This is a genomic window from Camelimonas fluminis (assembly GCF_014656355.1).
In the GTDB taxonomy this organism is placed as follows: domain Bacteria; phylum Pseudomonadota; class Alphaproteobacteria; order Rhizobiales; family Beijerinckiaceae; genus Camelimonas; species Camelimonas fluminis.
In genome coordinates, this window is record NZ_BNCG01000017.1 from 36881 (window position 1) to 54719 (window position 17839).

General features: G+C 61.4%; 26 protein-coding genes. 3 read left to right on the plus strand and 23 right to left on the minus strand.

Annotated elements, in window-relative coordinates; translation table 11 throughout:
* The coding region (locus IE243_RS15990; RefSeq protein ID WP_191320395.1) for an ABC transporter substrate-binding protein at positions 1–1191 on the minus strand (1191 nt) is incomplete at its 3' end.
* A 109-nt stretch (positions 1192–1300) separates the two neighbouring features.
* On the opposite strand from IE243_RS15990, the gene IE243_RS15995 reads away from it, so the two are divergent.
* Positions 1301–1468, plus strand: coding sequence for a hypothetical protein (locus tag IE243_RS15995; protein WP_191320396.1), 168 nt, complete (start codon positions 1301–1303; stop codon positions 1466–1468).
* A 539-nt stretch (positions 1469–2007) separates the two neighbouring features.
* Here the strand turns inward: IE243_RS15995 and IE243_RS16000 are convergent.
* The 17 genes from IE243_RS16000 to IE243_RS16080 all read right to left on the minus strand — a co-directional run bounded on the left by IE243_RS16000 (position 2008) and on the right by IE243_RS16080 (position 13493).
* Complete coding sequence (locus tag IE243_RS16000) at positions 2008–2289, minus strand: hypothetical protein (RefSeq protein ID WP_191320397.1); 282 nt, start codon at positions 2287–2289, stop codon at positions 2008–2010.
* Positions 2290–2357: 68 nt separating this feature from the next.
* Positions 2358–2654, minus strand: a complete 297-nt coding sequence (locus IE243_RS16005) for a Pam3-gp28 family putative phage holin (RefSeq protein WP_191320398.1) — start codon at positions 2652–2654, stop codon at positions 2358–2360.
* A complete protein-coding gene (locus IE243_RS16010) occupies positions 2651–3019 on the minus strand; it encodes a hypothetical protein (RefSeq protein ID WP_191320399.1) in 369 nt (122 codons plus the stop codon). Before IE243_RS16010 ends, IE243_RS16005 begins: the two co-directional genes overlap by 4 nt.
* A 38-nt stretch (positions 3020–3057) precedes the next feature.
* Positions 3058–3744, minus strand: coding sequence for a glycoside hydrolase family protein (locus tag IE243_RS16015; RefSeq protein WP_191320400.1), 687 nt, complete (start codon positions 3742–3744; stop codon positions 3058–3060).
* Positions 3745–3808: 64 nt separating this feature from the next.
* A complete protein-coding gene (locus tag IE243_RS16020) occupies positions 3809–4195 on the minus strand; it encodes a hypothetical protein (RefSeq protein WP_191320401.1) in 387 nt (128 codons plus the stop codon).
* Positions 4192–5577, minus strand: a complete 1386-nt coding sequence (locus tag IE243_RS16025; protein WP_191320402.1) for a hypothetical protein — start codon at positions 5575–5577, stop codon at positions 4192–4194. Before IE243_RS16025 ends, IE243_RS16020 begins: the two co-directional genes overlap by 4 nt.
* Positions 5577–6551, minus strand: coding sequence for a hypothetical protein (locus IE243_RS16030; RefSeq protein WP_191320403.1), 975 nt, complete (start codon positions 6549–6551; stop codon positions 5577–5579). The genes IE243_RS16025 and IE243_RS16030 overlap by 1 nt, the downstream gene beginning before the upstream one ends.
* Positions 6541–6891 carry a hypothetical protein gene (locus IE243_RS16035; protein WP_191320404.1) on the minus strand — a complete coding sequence of 117 codons (351 nt, stop codon included), beginning with the start codon at positions 6889–6891 and terminating at the stop codon, positions 6541–6543. The genes IE243_RS16030 and IE243_RS16035 overlap by 11 nt, the downstream gene beginning before the upstream one ends.
* A 63-nt stretch (positions 6892–6954) precedes the next feature.
* The gene (locus IE243_RS16040; protein ID WP_191320405.1) at positions 6955–7485 is read right to left on the minus strand and encodes a DUF4376 domain-containing protein; all 531 of its coding nucleotides are present in this window, start codon (positions 7483–7485) and stop codon (positions 6955–6957) included.
* Positions 7486–7492: 7 nt separating this feature from the next.
* Entirely contained in the window at positions 7493–8749 is a 1257-nt protein-coding gene (locus tag IE243_RS16045) for a glycine-rich domain-containing protein (protein WP_191320406.1), read from the minus strand.
* Between the two features lie 65 nt (positions 8750–8814).
* The gene (locus IE243_RS16050) at positions 8815–9480 is read right to left on the minus strand and encodes a DUF2612 domain-containing protein (protein WP_191320407.1); all 666 of its coding nucleotides are present in this window, start codon (positions 9478–9480) and stop codon (positions 8815–8817) included.
* 1 nt (position 9481) lies between these two features.
* Positions 9482–10651 (minus strand): baseplate J/gp47 family protein, encoded by a 1170-nt coding sequence (locus IE243_RS16055; protein WP_191320408.1) that lies wholly within the window; start codon positions 10649–10651, stop codon positions 9482–9484.
* Positions 10651–11004, minus strand: a complete 354-nt coding sequence (locus IE243_RS16060) for a contractile injection system sheath initiator (protein WP_191320409.1) — start codon at positions 11002–11004, stop codon at positions 10651–10653. The genes IE243_RS16055 and IE243_RS16060 overlap by 1 nt, the downstream gene beginning before the upstream one ends.
* A gap of 2 nt (positions 11005–11006) precedes the next feature.
* Positions 11007–11681: a Gp138 family membrane-puncturing spike protein gene (locus tag IE243_RS16065; protein ID WP_191320410.1), complete on the minus strand. Its 675-nt coding sequence runs from the start codon at positions 11679–11681 to the stop codon at positions 11007–11009.
* Positions 11671–12615 (minus strand): phage protein, encoded by a 945-nt coding sequence (locus tag IE243_RS16070; RefSeq protein WP_191320411.1) that lies wholly within the window; start codon positions 12613–12615, stop codon positions 11671–11673. Before IE243_RS16070 ends, IE243_RS16065 begins: the two co-directional genes overlap by 11 nt.
* Entirely contained in the window at positions 12615–12926 is a 312-nt protein-coding gene (locus IE243_RS16075) for a phage baseplate plug family protein (RefSeq protein WP_191320412.1), read from the minus strand. Before IE243_RS16075 ends, IE243_RS16070 begins: the two co-directional genes overlap by 1 nt.
* Positions 12927–12929: 3 nt before the next feature.
* Positions 12930–13493 carry a phage baseplate protein gene (locus IE243_RS16080; protein WP_191320413.1) on the minus strand — a complete coding sequence of 188 codons (564 nt, stop codon included), beginning with the start codon at positions 13491–13493 and terminating at the stop codon, positions 12930–12932.
* Positions 13494–13842: 349 nt separating this feature from the next.
* Between IE243_RS16080 and IE243_RS16085 the strand changes: the two genes are divergently transcribed.
* Positions 13843–14349, plus strand: a complete 507-nt coding sequence (locus IE243_RS16085; protein ID WP_191320414.1) for a Ros/MucR family transcriptional regulator — start codon at positions 13843–13845, stop codon at positions 14347–14349.
* Between the two features lie 447 nt (positions 14350–14796).
* Here IE243_RS16085 and IE243_RS16090 read toward each other — a convergent pair whose 3' ends face one another.
* Positions 14797–14991, minus strand: a complete 195-nt coding sequence (locus IE243_RS16090) for a hypothetical protein (RefSeq protein WP_191320415.1) — start codon at positions 14989–14991, stop codon at positions 14797–14799.
* A gap of 201 nt (positions 14992–15192) precedes the next feature.
* On the minus strand, positions 15193–15609 hold the full coding sequence (locus IE243_RS16095; RefSeq protein ID WP_191320416.1) for a DUF930 domain-containing protein: 417 nt from the start codon (positions 15607–15609) through the stop codon (positions 15193–15195).
* A gap of 454 nt (positions 15610–16063) precedes the next feature.
* Here IE243_RS16095 and IE243_RS16100 point away from each other — a divergent pair, with 454 nt between their 5' ends.
* Entirely contained in the window at positions 16064–16288 is a 225-nt protein-coding gene (locus IE243_RS16100) for a hypothetical protein (RefSeq protein WP_191320417.1), read from the plus strand.
* A gap of 26 nt (positions 16289–16314) precedes the next feature.
* Here IE243_RS16100 and IE243_RS16105 read toward each other — a convergent pair whose 3' ends face one another.
* The 3 genes from IE243_RS16105 to IE243_RS16115 form a co-directional block, all read right to left on the minus strand.
* The gene (locus IE243_RS16105; protein ID WP_191320418.1) at positions 16315–16620 is read right to left on the minus strand and encodes a hypothetical protein; all 306 of its coding nucleotides are present in this window, start codon (positions 16618–16620) and stop codon (positions 16315–16317) included.
* Between the two features lie 70 nt (positions 16621–16690).
* Positions 16691–16987, minus strand: a complete 297-nt coding sequence (locus IE243_RS16110; protein WP_191320419.1) for a hypothetical protein — start codon at positions 16985–16987, stop codon at positions 16691–16693.
* Positions 16987–17832 carry a phage antirepressor N-terminal domain-containing protein gene (locus IE243_RS16115; protein WP_191320420.1) on the minus strand — a complete coding sequence of 282 codons (846 nt, stop codon included), beginning with the start codon at positions 17830–17832 and terminating at the stop codon, positions 16987–16989. Before IE243_RS16115 ends, IE243_RS16110 begins: the two co-directional genes overlap by 1 nt.
* Between the last annotated feature and the right edge of the window lie 7 nt (positions 17833–17839).

Sequence of the window (17839 nt, forward strand, 5' to 3'; positions counted from 1 at the left end):
CGGGCAACCGCCTTCGCTCAGCGGGCGGAAAGCCTGGTCGCCGGGAATGGTGCGGACCAGCTTGAAATAGTCCCACGGATACTTCGACTCTTCCGGCTTCTTCACCTCAAAGACATAGAGATCGTGCACCATGCGGCCGTCGGCGCGGATGACGCCGTTTTTGGCGAAGAAGTCATTGACCGGCGTGGCCTTCATTTTCGCAACCACGGCCTGGGTGTCGGCCGTGCCGGCCGCCTTGACGGCGTTGAGGTAGTGCATGATCGAGGAGTAGACGCCGGCCTGGCCCATGGTCGGCATGGCCTTGTGGCGCTCGTAGAAACGCTTCGACCAGGCCCGCGTCTCGTCATTCAGATCCCAGTAGAACGCCTGGGTCAGGATGAGCCCCTGGGCGTCCTGGAGGCCGATGCCGTGAATGTCGGTGATGTGCAGGTAAAGGCCGGCGAGCTTGACGCCGCGCTGCGGCAGGCCGAACTCGGTGGCCTGCTTGATGGTGGCGATCTGGTCGGCGCCGGAACTGGCGACGCCGATCATTTTGGCGCCGGAGTTCTGGGCCTGCATCAGATAGGACGAGAAGTCGTTGGCGCCCTGCGGATGGCGCACGCCGCCGAGGATCTCGCCGCCGGCCTTGCGCACCGCGTCGGAGGTGTCGCGCTCCAGGGCGTGGCCAAAGGCGTAGTCAGCGGTGATGAAGAACCAGGGACCGTCCTTGGCCAGCGGCGCGCCTGTGCCGACGGCCAGGGCGTAGGTGTCATAAGTCCAGTGAATGCCGGTGGGCGCGCAGAACTTGCCGGTGAAATCCGACGAGCCGCCGGTAGAGGCCAGCACAAGCTTGTTTTTCTGGCGGCCGATCTCCTGCACGGCGAGCAGCACCGAGGAGGTCGGCAGGTCTGCGATCACGTCGACGCCGTCCTCATCGATCCAGCGGTTGGCCACGGCAGAGCCGACGTCCGGCTTGTTCTGGTGGTCGCCGGCGAGGATCTCGATTTTGCGGCCAAGCACCGAACCGCCGAAATCCTCGACCGCCATTTTGGCGGCGATCACCGAGCCTGGCCCGGCCATGTCGGCATAGATGCCTGACATGTCGTTGAGCACGCCAATGCGCAGGGGCTTTGGGTTTTCGGCGGCGACGGGCGAAAGCAGGAGGGGGGCAAGAACAGCCGCGAGCCCGACGGCGAAAGAACGAACAGACATATTGACCTGGTTACTGGGAGAAAAGCGCCTCCCTTCTAAAAGCCACGGCAAAAACAGGTCAACCGCGCGCCATGCTTTCAGAACATGACGGCTGCCGGAGCCTGCCTCCATGGAATATTTTTCCATTTCAGGCGCTCAGGTGGAATTATATTCCCTGCGCAGCCGGGAAGTTTACGGCGTCGCAACGGATAGCGGCTCGTGGGCAGCCGTGGACGCCAAGAACTGGACAGGGCAGCGCCTGTGGCGCATGCGGGAGCCCGAAGGCGGGCAGCGATGATGGAGCCAATCCGGGACGCGCGGGAAGGGGCAAGAGGCACGGGCGACGGGCTCGAATCCGCACGGACGCCATGACGCCAGCCGGAGCGACCCCTCATGGGGAAACCGCCTGCGATAAACCACGCCGCCACGTCCCGGCTGAAGTCAGGCAAACCAGGAACGTCGCGCATGCCTCGTGGCATGCACGGTAAGCGCCGGGGGACGGCCCGCGCGTGGAAGACGGTTACACGACATCTCCACGGGCCTGCCGCCGTACGGCGCAGGACGCCCGCACAGCGCATAAACGGAGTTTATCGCGGCAACGGACGCGGTTGCCCCATGCGCAACAGCGCAATCGGGCCGACGATCATCTCTTGAAGAACCCCGGCTCGCGACGGCCATACCGCCCAATTGCTCCAAAAGCCGACGGGACAAGCGGCTTTGGCGCTCCCAAGGGGAGCGCTATATGTTTGTATTTACAACGGTCTAACTTTTGGTTCGCCGCCGCACGTTCCCTATATGTACCGATGTGCCTCATCAGGCCTTCAAACGTGACCCAATTTAGGGCGGCGCTCTGGCGTCCTTGCCGCTCTGGCGGACAATCCATTCGATGTTGGTGCTGATTCCCTTCAGCGAGCTTCTGACCTCGCCCATGTCCCGTGTCAGCAGCTCAAGCTTGGCGTCGGCTTTCTCCCGGACCTCGCGAATCTCTGCCCGGATCACTGCATCCGCGATCTTCAGTTCCTCGATCTGGCGAGCCTGTGTCTGCGACTGGCTCTGCATGCTCGACCAGCTGAACGCCATCCCGGCAGCGACCACGGCCGCCGTCAGGATGAAGTTCATGTTGATTTCCGGTTTGAACCATGATGGCTTTTGCATCGCATCCTCCATCATTCTCCCCTTTCTCCAAGTCAGGGGCCCGGTTTCCCTGCCCTGCTGCCTTCATCCGCCGCTGCGGCAAGTTTGGGGTCCGTGGTCACCACTTCTACGACGCCGGGGAGCGCTGCGACCTGGGCCACCTTTGCGGCGGCCGTGCTGACGCGCCATTGCCACACGATGCCGCCCAGCGTGATGAGAATTCCGGCAACGGTCGCGATCTGGTTGGCCATCGCGCTCCAGCTGGCCTCATCCATCCAGCCGAGCGTCGCCAGCAGCGGCCCCAGACCAATCAAGGCCTGTCGGATCGGCAGGGTGAGATTGGTGTTCATGCCCCACCTCCTTTCCGGGCGGACTCAATCGCCGCATAAGCCGCCGCAAGGCTGGTGATCGCCGTGGCGACCGACGTGGGCGGGCTCGAGCAAAACGTGCGCACCACGGCGCGGGCGTCGATGGCGGCTTGCTGCACCTTGACCGGGGCAAACAGATCAACGGCCAGCGCCGCCGTCTGCACCTCGACGCAGTATGCGGCCAGCTTGCTGCTGACGCGCTCGATATCGGGATCGATTTTGGTGTCGCCCACCACAGTGGCGACGCCGGCGGCGATCTGGCCCCAGGCGGTTGGGTTATTGGCCGTTTGGCAAGCGGCAAGCGCCAGCATGCCGATGGCGGCCGCCATCAGTTTCAGTATCTTCATGTTGTCTCCGGGAGGTTTGCGCCACGGTGGCGCGGGGGTCAGACCTTGACGCGGGCTGCGTCGGTCGAGCGCGCCTTGGGCATGGCGACGCTGTAGGGCGTGGCGAACTGATCCGCCTCGGCCGTGCGGCGCGAGACGATCTCGGCCGGCTTGTTCCACATCAGAATGGCGGTGCGGATCGCTGCGGGTGTCGCGCCGGCATTGATGCGCTTGACGAAGGTCGACCCGGCCAGCGCGCCCGTGCCGATATTAAAACAGATGGACACCAGAGCATCGAACTGATGGTCAGCCAGCGGGACCTTCACCGCGTCCATGACAGCCTGCTCATATTTCACCATGTCGCGGGCGAAGATGGCGTGCGCATCTTCCATCGTGATGGTCATGCCCTTCTTTGGGGCTGGATCGCCAGCCATCGCTGTGTGGCCGATGCCGATAGTCCAGACGCCAACGCTGTCGAGATAGGCCGTCAGGCGGACGCCCTCTCGTGCGATAAGCGCCTCGCGCCCAATGGCGGACATTGTTTGTGCCGACGCTGGCTTGCTGACTGGTGTGCAGAGGGCGGCAATGGTTTCAGCCGGGACCGTAGCCCCGACAGGAAGACGATTCGCCTTCTGGAACGCCTTGACGGCCGCCAGGGTCAGCGCACCGAAGTCACCGTCGGCGCCGCTCTTGCCCAGGTCATAACCGCGCGCGATCAGCGCCCGCTGCACTTCGGTCGTGTTCATGAGATTCACCCATAGAAAAACCCGCCTAGTGGGCGGGTGCTGATGTCGTCAGATTGTGGGTCGGCTACTCGCTGGCGACCGGCGTCACGCCGAGGATCGCCAGCGCCTCGGGGGCGTCGGCATAGAGCACCGCCGCGAGATGAACGGGATTGGCAAAGGGGGCGCTATCCGTCGCCGGATCGAAAACCGCCAGCCATTCCTGCGCCCGCGCCGCCGCTTCCATGTCCGCGCCCCACGGCGGCTCGAGCAGCGGCGACATTGCATCCGTGACGAACGCAGGCTTGGCGAGCGTTGACGCCACGGCGTAGCGATTGCCCTCCGCGTCCTGCCAGACCGGCTCGCCGAAGGTGTTGGCGTCCGCCGCGCTGAAGCCCAGCACGGACGCCAGTTGGTTGGCGTCTGCGATCATCGCCTCCGGGCAGGCGATGGTCACTCTGATCCAGTCGCTCATGGCAGATACCTCTCGGCCCAGCGGGCGCGCAGGGCGGCACGCTCGGCGTCTGATGGGATACGTTGGATGGCAAGGGCGTCGTAGTAGTGGGCTGCCGCGATGCCAGAGCCTCCGCCTAGTTGTAGTGGAGCAAGTACGGGAGTTGCCCCCGGCGTGTAGGCCACGGCTCGCGTCAGTCCGCCGTTTATCGAGCAATGGAGGCTTCCCCCTCCTGCCGCCCAACCTTCAACAATGAACGGAACGCCGTAGGCATAGTCAAAGGTGCCTCCCGGTGGAAGAGGTGTAGCCACCTGGGCTCCACCAGCGCTTCGATGGTAAATCTGTAGGGTCCGCGTACCTGCCGACCTGGCCGCTAGATGTAGTCGGTTGATCAATCCCTGCTGAAGGCCGAACAGGTTGTTTTCGTAGCCACTCGCGCCACCACTGCTCTCAATCATCGCGCAGACAGCAAAATACCACGGCTTGTTGACGTCAAACGTCTCCGTGCTCGCCATCAGGTCATCCGTGCCATCCGTGCGCAGCGACCACATGTCCGGGACGCCGGTCTCAGTCACGTCGTTGGCTGTGGTGACTTTTTGGTAGGGGGTAGGCACGTCCCCGCGTTCGACCTGCCAACTGCCTACGCGGAAATTGGATGCAGGGGGGGCAGTTCCTAGGATTATCGTGCTTGTGCTCGTAAAAACTTCGTTTGAACAGAATACACTAAAAGCCTTGGTGCCCACATTGCCAGGTTGTGTCACCGAAATCCAAACTCGATAAACACCAGAGGAAACTTCATCAATGCCAGAAGCGTGGTATGTGGCATTTTGCGAAAACAGCGGCGTATAAGCACCAGTTATCTTATCAAACCGACCCTTAACACCAACATTCGACTGAGTGCCAAACGAATTTGAGCTGATATAAATGTATTGATTGTCTCCTGGCTTTACGTAACACGAAAGGACAACTCGTTGGTTAAGAACATCCGCCGCAGGCCACAGTACACCAACGCTCGAAAAAATGTCTGTGGAGCCAGCATTCCACGAATACTCTACAGAGAGCGGCCCGTCATCCACTGCGGTTGCTGTTCCGTGCCCAATGTTGTTTTGGGTTAGCGATTGCGCCAGCAGGTTCCGTCTCCCACCCTTCGGCTCCCGTGCCGTCGTCGGGCGCGCGGCGGCGGTAGCTTGCTGGAGATTGGCGGTTCCGGCGAGGCGCTGGGCCAACCCAACCGGCTGGCCGAACGTGGTCCCCGGAATCGTGGCCGCCACGTCCTGAAACAGCCGACCGTCTGCCGGGTTCTCGCCGTCAGGCCAATATCCGTCGTTGCCGTAAATGAACAGGTCCTGCGGCTTCCACGGGATGACCGGCTTACCGAGGTTCGGATAAGTCAGCGTCGGCATCAGGCTCTCCCGTCGATCTGGATGGCAGCCAACCACGGCCCGGTGATCGTGCCGCCCCCGCGGTGGACCGACACGTTGTCGCCCTTGGCGAGCGTCAGGGCCAGGTCCGTGATGATGGTGGCGGCGCTCGACAGAGCGATGCCGCCGCGATGCAGGACGCCGTTCTTGCGGACGTTGATGGTCACGTCGTTGGCAGTTCCCGCCAGCATTTCGGCGCGCAGGTATTGCAGCGTCGCCGGGCCGTGATAGTCGCGCGTGATCCACCAGCCGCCGGGGCCGATGTCGTTCTGGTCGCTGATGGTGACGAGCAGCGGCTCGCCTGGTGCGCCGGGATCGCCTTTGTCGCCCTTGATGGCTGTAAGCGGCATGAGAGTGTTCCAGCTCGACGCGCTGGATGTTTTCCACTCAACATTCGCGCCTTCACGGCGAAGCTCAATGTTGTCGCCGGTGTCGCCCTTAATGTCTGCCAGGGGGAACAGAACGGCCCAGGTTGATGCGCTGGACGGCTTCCACTCGACGTTGGCGCCGGAGCGGCGCATCTGTGCGTAGTCGCCGGTATCGCCCTTCAACGTGCTCATGCTCACCAGGTCCGTCCAGACGGACCCGAGCGTCGGCTTCCATTGCATCACTCCTGCCGAGATGCGCAGCTCGACCCGGTCGCCTGTGTCGCCGACGAGCGCAGACATGGGCGTGATGACGGTCCAGTCATCCTCCGTGCCGGCAACGCGCCAGCACATGCTGTCGCCGACAACCGCGATCTCGACGCTCGGACCCGGATCGCCCTTGTCGCCGGCCGGGATGCCCAGGATGACATGCTGGTGTGGGCTCTCGCCGGTCGTGTCGACAGTCGGATCGCTCCCCGCGGGGAGCGGGGTCGCCTCGAACGTCAATACGTTCGTTGGCCCCTGGGGACCACTCTCCACCACATCGATGATGCAGGGCGTCACCTGGACGATCTCGACCTTAGTCTGCATTGGGGTAATCCACGCCGGTGATGAGGCCAACAAGCAGAGGGTATTGCTCGCCATCTGGCTGGCGGCGCTCAAAGGCATACTGGTTGTAGCGGCCAACCCGGACGCGGCGGCTGCCCTCCAGCGATGGAGCCCAGACAATCAGTCCGGTGTGGTCGATGGTCAGGCCGCCATTGGACAGACTGGCGACAATCTCGCCGTCGCTGACCGATACGGTAAGGATCAGGTCGTGGCCGGTGAGGTCCTGTAACGATCCGTCCGGATTGCGGAGGCGCATCTGGATCACCGGGGCGTTGCTGCCCCGGTAGACCGTGAAATCACGCTTTCCCGGCGCGCATGTCATTGGCGGCTCCAGCAAAAAGCCCGCCGGATGGACGGGCGATCAATGGTCAGATTGTAGATGCGATCAGCCCGGCCACGGCCAGTCGTCGATCTGTTGCGTCGTGGTGATGTCGCCGGATGCAATGGCAGCGGACACAGCCGCCTCAGCCGCAAAGCAGGCGTCCACATGGGCCAGCACGGCATCACTGATGGCGATGATCTGCGATGCGGACAGCTCGACAAAGCCGCCATCCGCGCCTTTCCAGCCGACCACATATGCCGGATCTGCATCAGCCTTGATCCGGGCGCCCATGATCATGGTCTTGGATCGGTCATCAGTGGCAACGGTCACGCCGCCAACTGTGATCCCGCCAGTCTCGACGCGCCAGCGCTTGTCGGCGGCATAGGCCAGCAGGTCAGCCTTGCTCGCGGCTGGAGCGGGTGGCGGCGGTGACCACTGGCCATCGCGGACTGACCAGCCTGCCACAACCTCCGCAGGGCACGGCTGGATGCTGGCCGCGATATCCGCGTGATATGCCTCAGATGGGCCGATCCCTGCCGGCAGATTGATGATCTCGACGGCGACGCCGTCGTCAACACGTGCGTAGCTCTGCATGTCGCCCTCAAAACTCGATGATTACCAGGCCATCAGCGCCCGGTTTGCCGCTGTATCCACTGGCTGCGCCGCCGCCTCCGCCGCCAGGATAAGACGCTCCTGTGCCTTGCGTGACAGTGATGGCTGAGTTTGTTGTGCCATAGGAGCCCCCGCCACCTGATCCCGTTGGCGTTGACCCAAAAGGAGATGCGTTGGCGGCAAACATCCCATCCACGCCCCAGCCAGCGCCGGAGCTTGAGCCCTGCGTCATTGACGCCGTGCCATAGGTGGTGCCAGAGCCGCCATTGCCGCCGCCACCGCCAGTGGCCGTGGCAAGCGCGCCAACCGAGCTTGATCCGCCCGCGGCTCCGTTGAGCGGCGACCCCGTACCAGTGCCACCGATGCCGCCAGCCCCCACGGTGATGGGGATCACCTGCCCAGGCGTGACGTTGATCGTCGCCTCTCGGTAGCCACCACCGTTGCCGCCCGCGCCACCGGAGGTTGTGCTTGTCGATCCGCCGCCGCCCCCGCCAGCGGCCCAAATTCGCACTTTGATGCGGGTGACGCCCGCCGGGACCGTCCAGTTGACCGTTCCCGGCGAGAAAAACATTTGCACGCCCGTTGCCGGGATAAAGACGCTCATCAGACCCGATACCTGGAATGACGTCCCGTCGTAGACAAAATCAAGGATGGCCCCGGCAACGAGGTCATTGGCTGCCAAGGCCGTGCCGTCAGCACGGGTGATGGCCTTTGCCCCCAAACCATTGACGTTGAGGGTCACGGCGCCGGTATTGTTGGCTGCAACCTTGATCCGGATTGGAGCCCCTGTGAGAGCCGCATAACTGGCTGGCGCGGGATCAAGCGTCACCGTCAGGGCGTTGGCCGTGCCGGCGGCGATGGCATAGTTCCATTTCCCGGACTGGACTGCTGGCGCGATGGTTTTGGGGCTGATGACCTTATTTGCCAGCGTGGCGGCCAGCACTTCGGCTGCTGTCGCGAACGGCAGGCTTCCGACAGCGGTAGCTGCAATCGCCAGCGCAAAATTCTCCTCGAAGGTGTCGACGTCGCCGTTGTCGAGTACGTCCTCACCTGAGTTATTGGCCGTGTACTGCCCGACCATCGCGGCCACAAAGGCAGCCTGCCTCCAGACCTTGTTGAGTTGCTCGGACTGGGCAACCCCTGAGACAAAGCCGCCCGCCCTCGCCGTCAACCCAGCATACGCTGCCTGTGTCATCACGTTGGCGCTTGGGGCCACCGCGAACGGCAGCAACTCGTTAATCGCCATTCAAGGCCTCCAATAAAAAAGCGCCCAAAGGGCGCTGGGAATAGTTGTCGAGGTGGTTCTGGGGTTCAGGCGGGGACGCCCCATGCTCCGGCATCAAATCCCGTCAGATATGGGCTGCTGGAATCGAACCCGAACATGGGACCGCCATCGATTGACGTGATGTCATAGTAGGCGATCCGGACACCTTCCGGCTTCAGCGGGATATATCCTCCCGCCAGGATCGCGAGAAACAGAGCGTTTGGAACCGCGCCCGACACTCCAATGGTCATGGTCATGTCGTGGTTGTCCTGGACGAAGACGAGTGTTCCGGTCCCTTCGAACATGATGTCGAATGCGCGCTTCGCTCCCGGAACCGTCCCATCCCACGAGTTGGCGGCAATCTTTGCGCGGAGCAGCAGCCGGTAGTTATCGTCGTCAAGCGCCGTCAGGCCGGTGGTCGGATCGTATTTCCCCTGCCAGACGCCCTGATCGAACCCGAGGCCGGAAAGATCGAACGAGAACCAGACATTCTCCAGATCGAGTTCGATGTAGCGCGAACGACCGACCCATTCGCCAACGACGTCCAGCTGCACCCCAACCGCATCATCAAGGTCGAAGTCCTGCGGCATATGCCCCAGGAATGCCTGGCCGCCCGCCAATGGAGTGACCAGCGCTTCGACCGTGGCGGTGAACCTCGGCTGGCCGCGGTGGAAGCTGGTGATGAGGCCAAGGTAATCTTCGACCGTCGCCATCTCAGACCACCGTCAGGATCACATTCGAAACGTCGCCCGACGCCACCTCATTGAAAGCGATTGCCACGTCAGCCGCGGTTGGCGGGTCGCCGTCCCGCGCCATCGTCATCGACATGATTTCAAATGTCGCACCGCCCGGACTGGAGGGCAGATTCGCGGGGACGTAGGCGCGCGTCAGAAACACGCTCGCGCCAATGGACAATGCGTTGGTCCAGTCCGCCAATGCCTGCCGGATCGCGTCCTGAACGCCCGTCGTAAACCCTGGCAGCGCGCGGACGGTCAGTGCGTAGGTCACGGGGACAAGCGTCGGCCGGAAGAAATGGATCGCATGTCGGATACCATACACATCGACGGATGACTGCTCTGTCGTTCCGTAGGTGCCGGCGCCCGGTGTTTTCTTGGCGAGTATGGCATCGGCAATCGCCTGTGCGTCGCCGCCCTCAACCACCATTGCGATCGAATGGGACGGGACGCCGTTCGCGTCCGTGAGAGACGTGTCGTTCTCATAGGCCGCATAACGGGTGACGCCTTGAAGCGACGCGACCGCTCCAATCATCCCATCGAGGACCGTCAGCGATGGCAGGGCCGTTGACACCGTCTGCCGCCGCCGCAACTGGGCGTCCCGCTCCACTGGCGCCCCCATGGTCGCAGCCAGTGGGTTGGTCACGGATTGCCAGCCGAGCGTCGGAGTGGCGATTGCGTTGATCTCTCCGGCCGCAGCAGCTACCGCCCCAACCCGCTGCGCAGTCGCGGTGACCGTGATCAATCCTCCTGGCGGGATATTCACCACAGGTGGCAACGCCCACAGATAACCGTTCACATCGCGTGCAAGACCACCCGTGATGGTCGATCCGGACTGTCCCACGATTTCAAGGTCCGCAGACGAGTACGATGGCAGGTTACGGGAGATGCCATTGATCTTGACTACGCGGGATAAACCGACGCCCTGTGCCGACGACGGCGAAAAGGCGTTGTAGACAGCAACAGCCATGGCGTTGGCATCGTTGATTGCCGCGGCGAAAATGCCAAGGAGCTGGCCGTCCTGGCTGTCGTTTTCCAGGTAGACGTCCTCGCCGTAAATGCCCCGATATTCCGTCTTCAGATATTCGAGGATCTCCGAGAAATCCGGCTTGTGAATGCCGGTCGCGTCAATCTCGCAGACAATCGCCATCAGATCGTTCCCTTGACGGTGGCCTGCCCGTAAACAGTGTCGATGGTCGCCCCGACCGTGAACTGGCGCGTATCGGGATCCACGGTGCTGTAGTAGGCGGCGATGCCGGTCACGCCTGCCGTTCCCAGCATCCGGGCCCGGATCACAGGGTCACGGAACGGCGCGGTGTACTTTCCGAGAACGCGGGTTTTCCAGGGGGTGCCATCGGAGGTGTCGAGGAACCATTCGCCAAGCTGAAGGCGCAGACGCGTCATCACAGCCTGCGCCGGCGCTTCTGGCACGTCGCGCCAGAATGCAGCCTGCCCTCCACCGAAAACCATGTCTCCGTTGGCATCCATCTTGCGATATCGCATTGTCAGGCTCCGACCGGCTTGCCCGAATTGCCGCCGCCGGGCTGCACGTTGTTGTGGATGTGATTCAGGAAACTGATTCCATTCACGAACAGGTCGCCGGTGACGTGTAAATCACCGCTCCCGCCATCCATGGAGATGCCCTTGGCGCCCTTCACGGACACAGCCTGGTCAGTGTCGAGGGACAGCCCGCCTGCCCCATCGAGCGTGAAGCTTGTTTTTCCATCGTCCGTCCGGAGCTGGGTTGCCGACCCGCTGACGTTCTCAGGCAAACTGGCCTGATGCCTGATGCCGACATGTGCAACAGCGTCGGCAAGGTCGAGCGATCTGGCGTCAATCTGGTCCTGTGTGCCGCCGGACTGGTTCCATGCGTCCGACGATCTCTGGGCGAAGGTCATCATCACCGGGTCGCCTGGCTTCACCGGGAAAGTCAGTGTCGTTCCACCGCCCCCCGGAAAAGACACCGGGACCCCGGTGAGCAACGGCAGTTTCACTGTCTCCGAGGTCCCGTCCGGTTTCCGGATTACACCTTTCATGGACGGCTGTATGTCCATGGTCATGGTCTTTGGGTCGTATTTCACGACCTCACCGAGCATGGCCGTATGGAGCGACTGACGGAAGCCATCCAGCATGACACGGAGCGCTTCTTCGGGATCGTCACCAAGCTCTTTAAGGTTCATTGGTCAGTCCGTTTGTGAGGGGCGCCGGGATCGGATTGTCCGCGGGATTCATGGACTGGAGCACGAGATCGCAATACCAGGGCGGGCCACGGGTATCGCCGATGAACGTTTCGTACATGACCTTGTACATGCCATCGGCTGCGATGCCGGGGAGTTGTGGGGCCTTCGCTCCGTCCTCGATCGTCGGACCGCGCAGCGCCTGTTGAACGCTCTTCTGGTCGATCTTCACCTGACCATTAATGCGGATGTTCGGATTCAGCAGGCAGCGGGCGATGATCCCGCCCATGGTCTGCTCAGGCATGCCGATCAGGCCGGTGTCGGAGTTGAGGACGAACGCCTTGCCCGGCAACGCCTCGTTGGTTTTGACGATCTGGATTTTCTCGTCCTGGATTGTCCAGAACGTCCCTGTGCTCCGGGCCAGCACCCGCAGATAATCGCGCGCCATGCCAAACATCGGCCGGGATCGCGGGAACACGGTCTGCCCGAGGTCTGCGACGTGCCCAAGGGTGACGCCGTACTTCTTGAACGCCTCGGAGATCGCCTGCAGCGTGTCCTTGTGGGTGTGCCCGGCGGCGAGCGTCTTGTTCACCACGGCGTAGTTGTAGGCCTGGTCCCCGTCCGCTGCCATGACGTCCAGATAAGTGTCGACGGGGTTTTCCCTGCCCTTGCGCCACTGCTTCACATTGCCGGTGAAAATGACGCCGAAATCGCTCTCGTCCTCATATCCTGCCTTCAGGACGATCTTCGTGAATTCCTTCTGGATGCGGTTCGCGGTGTCGTCGGACAGATTGTAAATGCGGATGCGGGCAAACCCCGGCGTCTGCATCGGGTATTTGCAGACTTCGAACCTGATGCGGAATTCGGACAGCTCCAGCCCGTTTCCCCCGCTGTCGCCAACGATCAGGGAGCACTTGCGAATCCACTGGCGCGCCATCAGCGAACCTCGAAGAACAGCCGGCTAGCGTTGCCAAGATTGTCGAAAGTCGGCTCGGCCTCGGGATCACCGTCCGTCGCGACCCACAGTCCGCCGCCGAGCCCCAGGTACGCATATTGCTCGAGCAAATCGGCGCCGGTCACGAGCGGGACGCCCAAGATAATTTGGGTCCCAACCTGGGCGTTGATGTCCAGCAGCCAGCCGCCCTCGGGGGCATCCGCATAGACAACGCGCATGCGGTATTCGATCCCGGCCAGCATGACGGTAAACTCCTGTGGCGTCGGGCTGAGCGGGATTTCAAAGAATGCCATCAGCTATCCGAGCTTTCCAAAGAACCCGAGGGCGCCGGCGCCGCCACTGAGAATGCTGCCTGACGGCTTCGCCTGGGGCTGCTTCGTCCCCGTTTCGACGGTAGGCGCCGTTTTCTGCGGCTGGGCATGGTCTTTCTGGGACGCCAGCTTCGTCGTCTGCGTCTCGGCAATGAGCACCCGACGACACCGGGCCACAACCATCAGCGCATATTCGCTTGCGGCGTCCGTGGTGACCGCCAGCGAACTGATCAGCATGTCGTCGTAGTTGCGCTTGCCGGTCGAGATGCTGAACGGCTCCCGGCTTTGCTGGAGCGACAGGAGCTCCTGGTAAACCTCCTGCGCGTACCCCTCGTAACCAGCCGTACTGTTGCTCCAGCCGCAGCGGATTTCGACCTCTTCCGGCCGCTTGAAGGCGTGGTCAGATATCGCCGCGCCCTTCTCAACCGGGTGATCCGTGATGATCAGGTCGTCCCGGTGGATTTCCTCCAGCACCACGTCAGGCATGATCGTGCCGATGGACCTGCCCTGCTGAATGAAAATGGAGCTGATGGCGTCGAGGATATCCATACGGCGCGCGGCCTTTCATATCCCGGAATCAAAAAAGCCGACCTGCCGGCCGGCTTCAGAACGAATTTCTCCAGGGGTGAAGATCAGGTTCGCCGCTCTGGCTTGCTGACTTCAGGATCGCGGCGTGCGTCTGGCGCAGGGGCCCCGGTCGTCCATACACTCAGTGGTAGGTCCCGAACGGTCTTCGACCACTGAATTTCGGTAAACTAACGCGTAACCCCTTGTGGGTCAATCAATGAGACACGGCGCGGGAATATGGATTCGGCCTCAGACTGCTTATACATCACCTACCTACCCAATTGATTCTCTGATCGAATTTACTGGACCAAGCGGCAAGGAGATTGAGCACATGAAAGAAGTTGCTGGGCCCGACAATCTCGTGGAACTCACCGCCGATATTGTTTCCGCTTACGTTGCCAATAACCATTTAAACAGGGAATCCCTTGCAGACCTGATTGGCTCAACACACGATGCTCTCGTCGCGCTGGGGAAACAGGGGCTAGCAAGTGTGCCAACTCCACAGAAGCCGGTTGTTTCCATTAAGAAATCTGTCACGCCTGACTTCATCATCTGCCTTGAGGATGGCAAGCAGTTCAAATCGCTGAAGCGCCATTTGCGCGCGGTTTATGGCATGACGCCAGAAGACTACAGGGCCAAGTGGAATTTGCCGCCCGACTATCCGATGGTTGCACCGAACTATTCCGCTTTTCGCTCATCCCGCGCAAAAGAGATGCGCCTTGGTGCCGAGCGCCGCGCAAAATTCGCTCTTCCACCACGCCCTATGAAGGCAACGACCGAGGAAGAGGCGACGCCCGCTCCACGCAAACGCGGTGGCCCGCGAAAGAAGCCTGCTTAAAAAGGGCACTTCCAGAAGGCCCCGTGCCGAGAACCGATCGGGGGTTGCCGGCCCGCCAAAGTGATACGGGAACTGCAGACGGACTACCTGGCGGAATATGTGGCCGGACGCCTTGGGATAAGCGTCCCCCAGGTCCGGCGGTTGCGTCGCCGTATCCGGGAGGGCGCATAACGCCCAAGGGGCTCTGCGCCAACTGAGATGCCCTGAATGCATCACAATCGGCACCCACTTTGCCCCTGACGGGATGGCGTCAGGCACCAGTCAATTTGTCTTACAACAACACCGACCGTGGATCAGTTTGGCTTGCTGGCGTTGGCAGCGGGTGCCTCGGCGGGTTTGCGCGTGCGTGCAGACAGAAAAAGCCCCGCCGTAGCGGGGCCTCCCTTCCGGACGACGGGATTTTGGGCTTTGCTGCCCCTCCGTCATCATCCCATCAAGCAATGGCGCTCAGATGGCCTTCTTTTCCGGTTGGGCCGGAGTCGGAGCCGGAGTCACAAGTGGCGCTTCCTCTTGTGGGGCAGCCTCGCGCTTGTCAGCAGACTTGTCGGCGTTGTCCTGCTTCATTGGCGGGACATGCTGGCGATCGCTCTGCTGATTGGCTTGATGCGCGCGGGTCTGAGTGTTCTGATTAGTAGATGCCATGTTTCCCTCCTGGGAACTGGCTACCGGACCGCAGCAAAAGGATAGGGCTGCACGGCCAGAGTGGCGATTTTCCTGCCACCAACAATGTATCTGCGCCAAATGTGGTTTATCGATGTCCTTATGAGAGACGAATTAAATTTAAAAAATAGTGGCAATAATTTACAACCATACTTGTATATGTGGCCACTGGGCGGCCTTGCTTCAATCATACAGGTAGTGCTTCACCCATTGTGAGCGGGGAATTTCATCGCCCACCGCGTATTTCATCTTGTGCACGTCCATATGGTGAGGGCCGGTCTCACATTCGAAACTGAGATGGTACCATTTGCCCTGACTGCGGAACGCCGCGCCCTTGGCAATGATTTTGTTCCCAATCTGAACGTCATTCCTGAACGTGTCAGCCACGACTTTGTTGACCACAAAACCGGACTGCTCCCTGCTGATCCGCAAGCCAACTTCGGTGCCGCAGACTTCCTCGAGGCGGGTGTCGTATTCGAGACGGTCGAACTGTGGGCGCAGCCTGGCGTCGTATGCGACGGCAGGATTGCTTTGCAGGGTGAGTGCGACGCTGAGGATAAGAGCCAGCGCCGGAAGGACAGATGAATACCGTGCAATCATTCGCCGATCTTCAATATCGCCGGTGCATCCTTGTCAACGCGGGAAAGCGCAAGGCAGAACTGCATTTTTGTGCCCGCGGCCTAACCCCTAGCAATAGCTGAGCGCAAAACTGCGCCGAGCGGCTGGGCTGAATTGTCAGCCGAGGGCGCTGGCTCCCGCCAACAATCCCGTGATCCAGCTTGGCACCTTGGGGTCAAACGGCCATATGCGAAGATGTAGCCAGCCTCCCCCCCGAAATTGGCACAGTCAGACCCGGCGCTGGAACGCCAGCAGTGCCGGGTCGCCCTCCCTACAAACGAAACCACATTTTGTTCCAGAATTATTTTGCATTTTCCGACGGGAGCTATTGGCGCTCCTGTCCATAAAATTTTTGTGAGCACAGTTGATGCCGTACCGACGTTCACCAAATTCCGTGGCGTCCGAAAGGAGTGTGTATCAGCTTAAGGAGGCTTATATGCGTTTGTTTTGGAATAGCTTCGCGCGCGATGGGAAGGATGGGCAGACCGTACGTATCATATGGGCGGAGCGCTATCCGGACCTTTTCGAGGTTCATGCCTATCCCGATGGCCGGGCAATCTTATACCTCAATGGCAGGGAGGTCGGCTCCGGACATGATGTTCTTGAGCTGACAGATCAGGCCCAGAGCATGGTAGTGTCGTCCGAAGATATCGCAGCATGAGAGAGAGTGGAGGCATGTCGACCATGTCACGCCTCCCCGCCAGGATGAGCCAGAAGCGTCACCCGGGCCCGACCGCACAATTCGGACGCCGCTGACGCCTCCTGACCACGGAAGTAGCCCCAGTTCATCATGAGGCCGGTGCTGTCAGTGGGGCGGCGCTGGTTGTGCTTTACCACCGCCCTCACCTTCAACGCCTCGCCGTGGAGCCACATCAGGTAGTTTTCGAGCAACACACGTTCTTCAATGGATACCCGCTCCGGCTTTTGTTCCTTGTCGGCCGGAAGCGCGATTTCGTGGGCGAAGCGGCCCATGGTATTGATGATGGAAGCCATTCCTGATCTCCACGGATCGGGGGAGGTTAGAGCCGGCGCGCGAGTTCCAGTCGCTCGTCGGCTCGCTATTTCATGCGGCGCCGGACAGAAACAGTTCCGACCACACTAGGGCTTTAGCCGCGACGTTCGCTGCATTCTCGGCGTTGATTTTGCCAGACGTATCGCCCGGGTACTCAGCAAGGCACGTGAAGGTATCGCCAGGATTGATGCCGGCCATCAGCAGCACGGCGAACAGTACGGAGCCGTCCCTGCGCTCGCCACATGCCAGCGAAATGCTCTGGCCGTCGTCGGTCCACCCGTAGTTGTGCAGTTCGCGGAACCGCACGTCAGGCTCGGCTTGTTTAGGAAGCTCGATCACATCTGCCATCAGTGTGAGCCTCCGAGCACTTCTTCGCGAAGCCGGTCAACCGCGCTCGACGCCCACTTCAGTTGGCGGATTGGCGTGCCGTCACCGTGGCGTTTGCCGGTATCCTGCATGACGGCGCCCCACTGGATGCCCTTCGCGGTCGGCTCGTAATAGATACTGCCCTTCGGGTCGCGGTGCGCCGTCTGGGCATCACGGGCGCAGAACAGACTGTTGACCTCGCGCGCCGAGACGTTGCCGAGCCGCTGGCCGATGGCGGTTGGCGTCAGAAGCGCCTCCTGCTGGGGAGCATCCAGAGACTGGACGCCCATGCTGGCCAAATAGTCGAACCCGGTTGCCGCTTTGGCGATGCGCGAAGCCGACAGGATGCGCTGATTGCCGTCGATGCCGATCATCTTGGCAATGCTCAGCCCGAGCTTGAACTGCAGGCGCGCCTCGCGTGCATCGCCATCAAGCCTGCGCTTGGTAGGCTCTTCCTTGTTCGCCTGCGCCTTCCCGAAGAAGTGGGCAAACAGGGCGTCGGCGCATTCCTCTTGGTACTGGATCACCGCCTTCCTCGTCGCCTCATCGGGAACTTTCTTCGGCTGGATCGTCGCCAGCCAAAAGTTCAGCCTGGGCAGCGGCATGGCAACCATCTGCTGCGAGCCGCCATTTGAAGGAGTTGTCATTTCGACAACCCCTTTGCTCAGGACTGGGTGCGACGTGATTTTGCGGTATTGCGTCGCCCAGTTGAGGCTCATCCCTTCGACCACCGGGCGCATTGCCACAAGGGTGGTTTCTGGTGTCGGGCCGCGCTGGATGATCAGACTGGCTCCGTAGAAGTCGATCGTGGTAAGATCACTACTCATTAGCTCG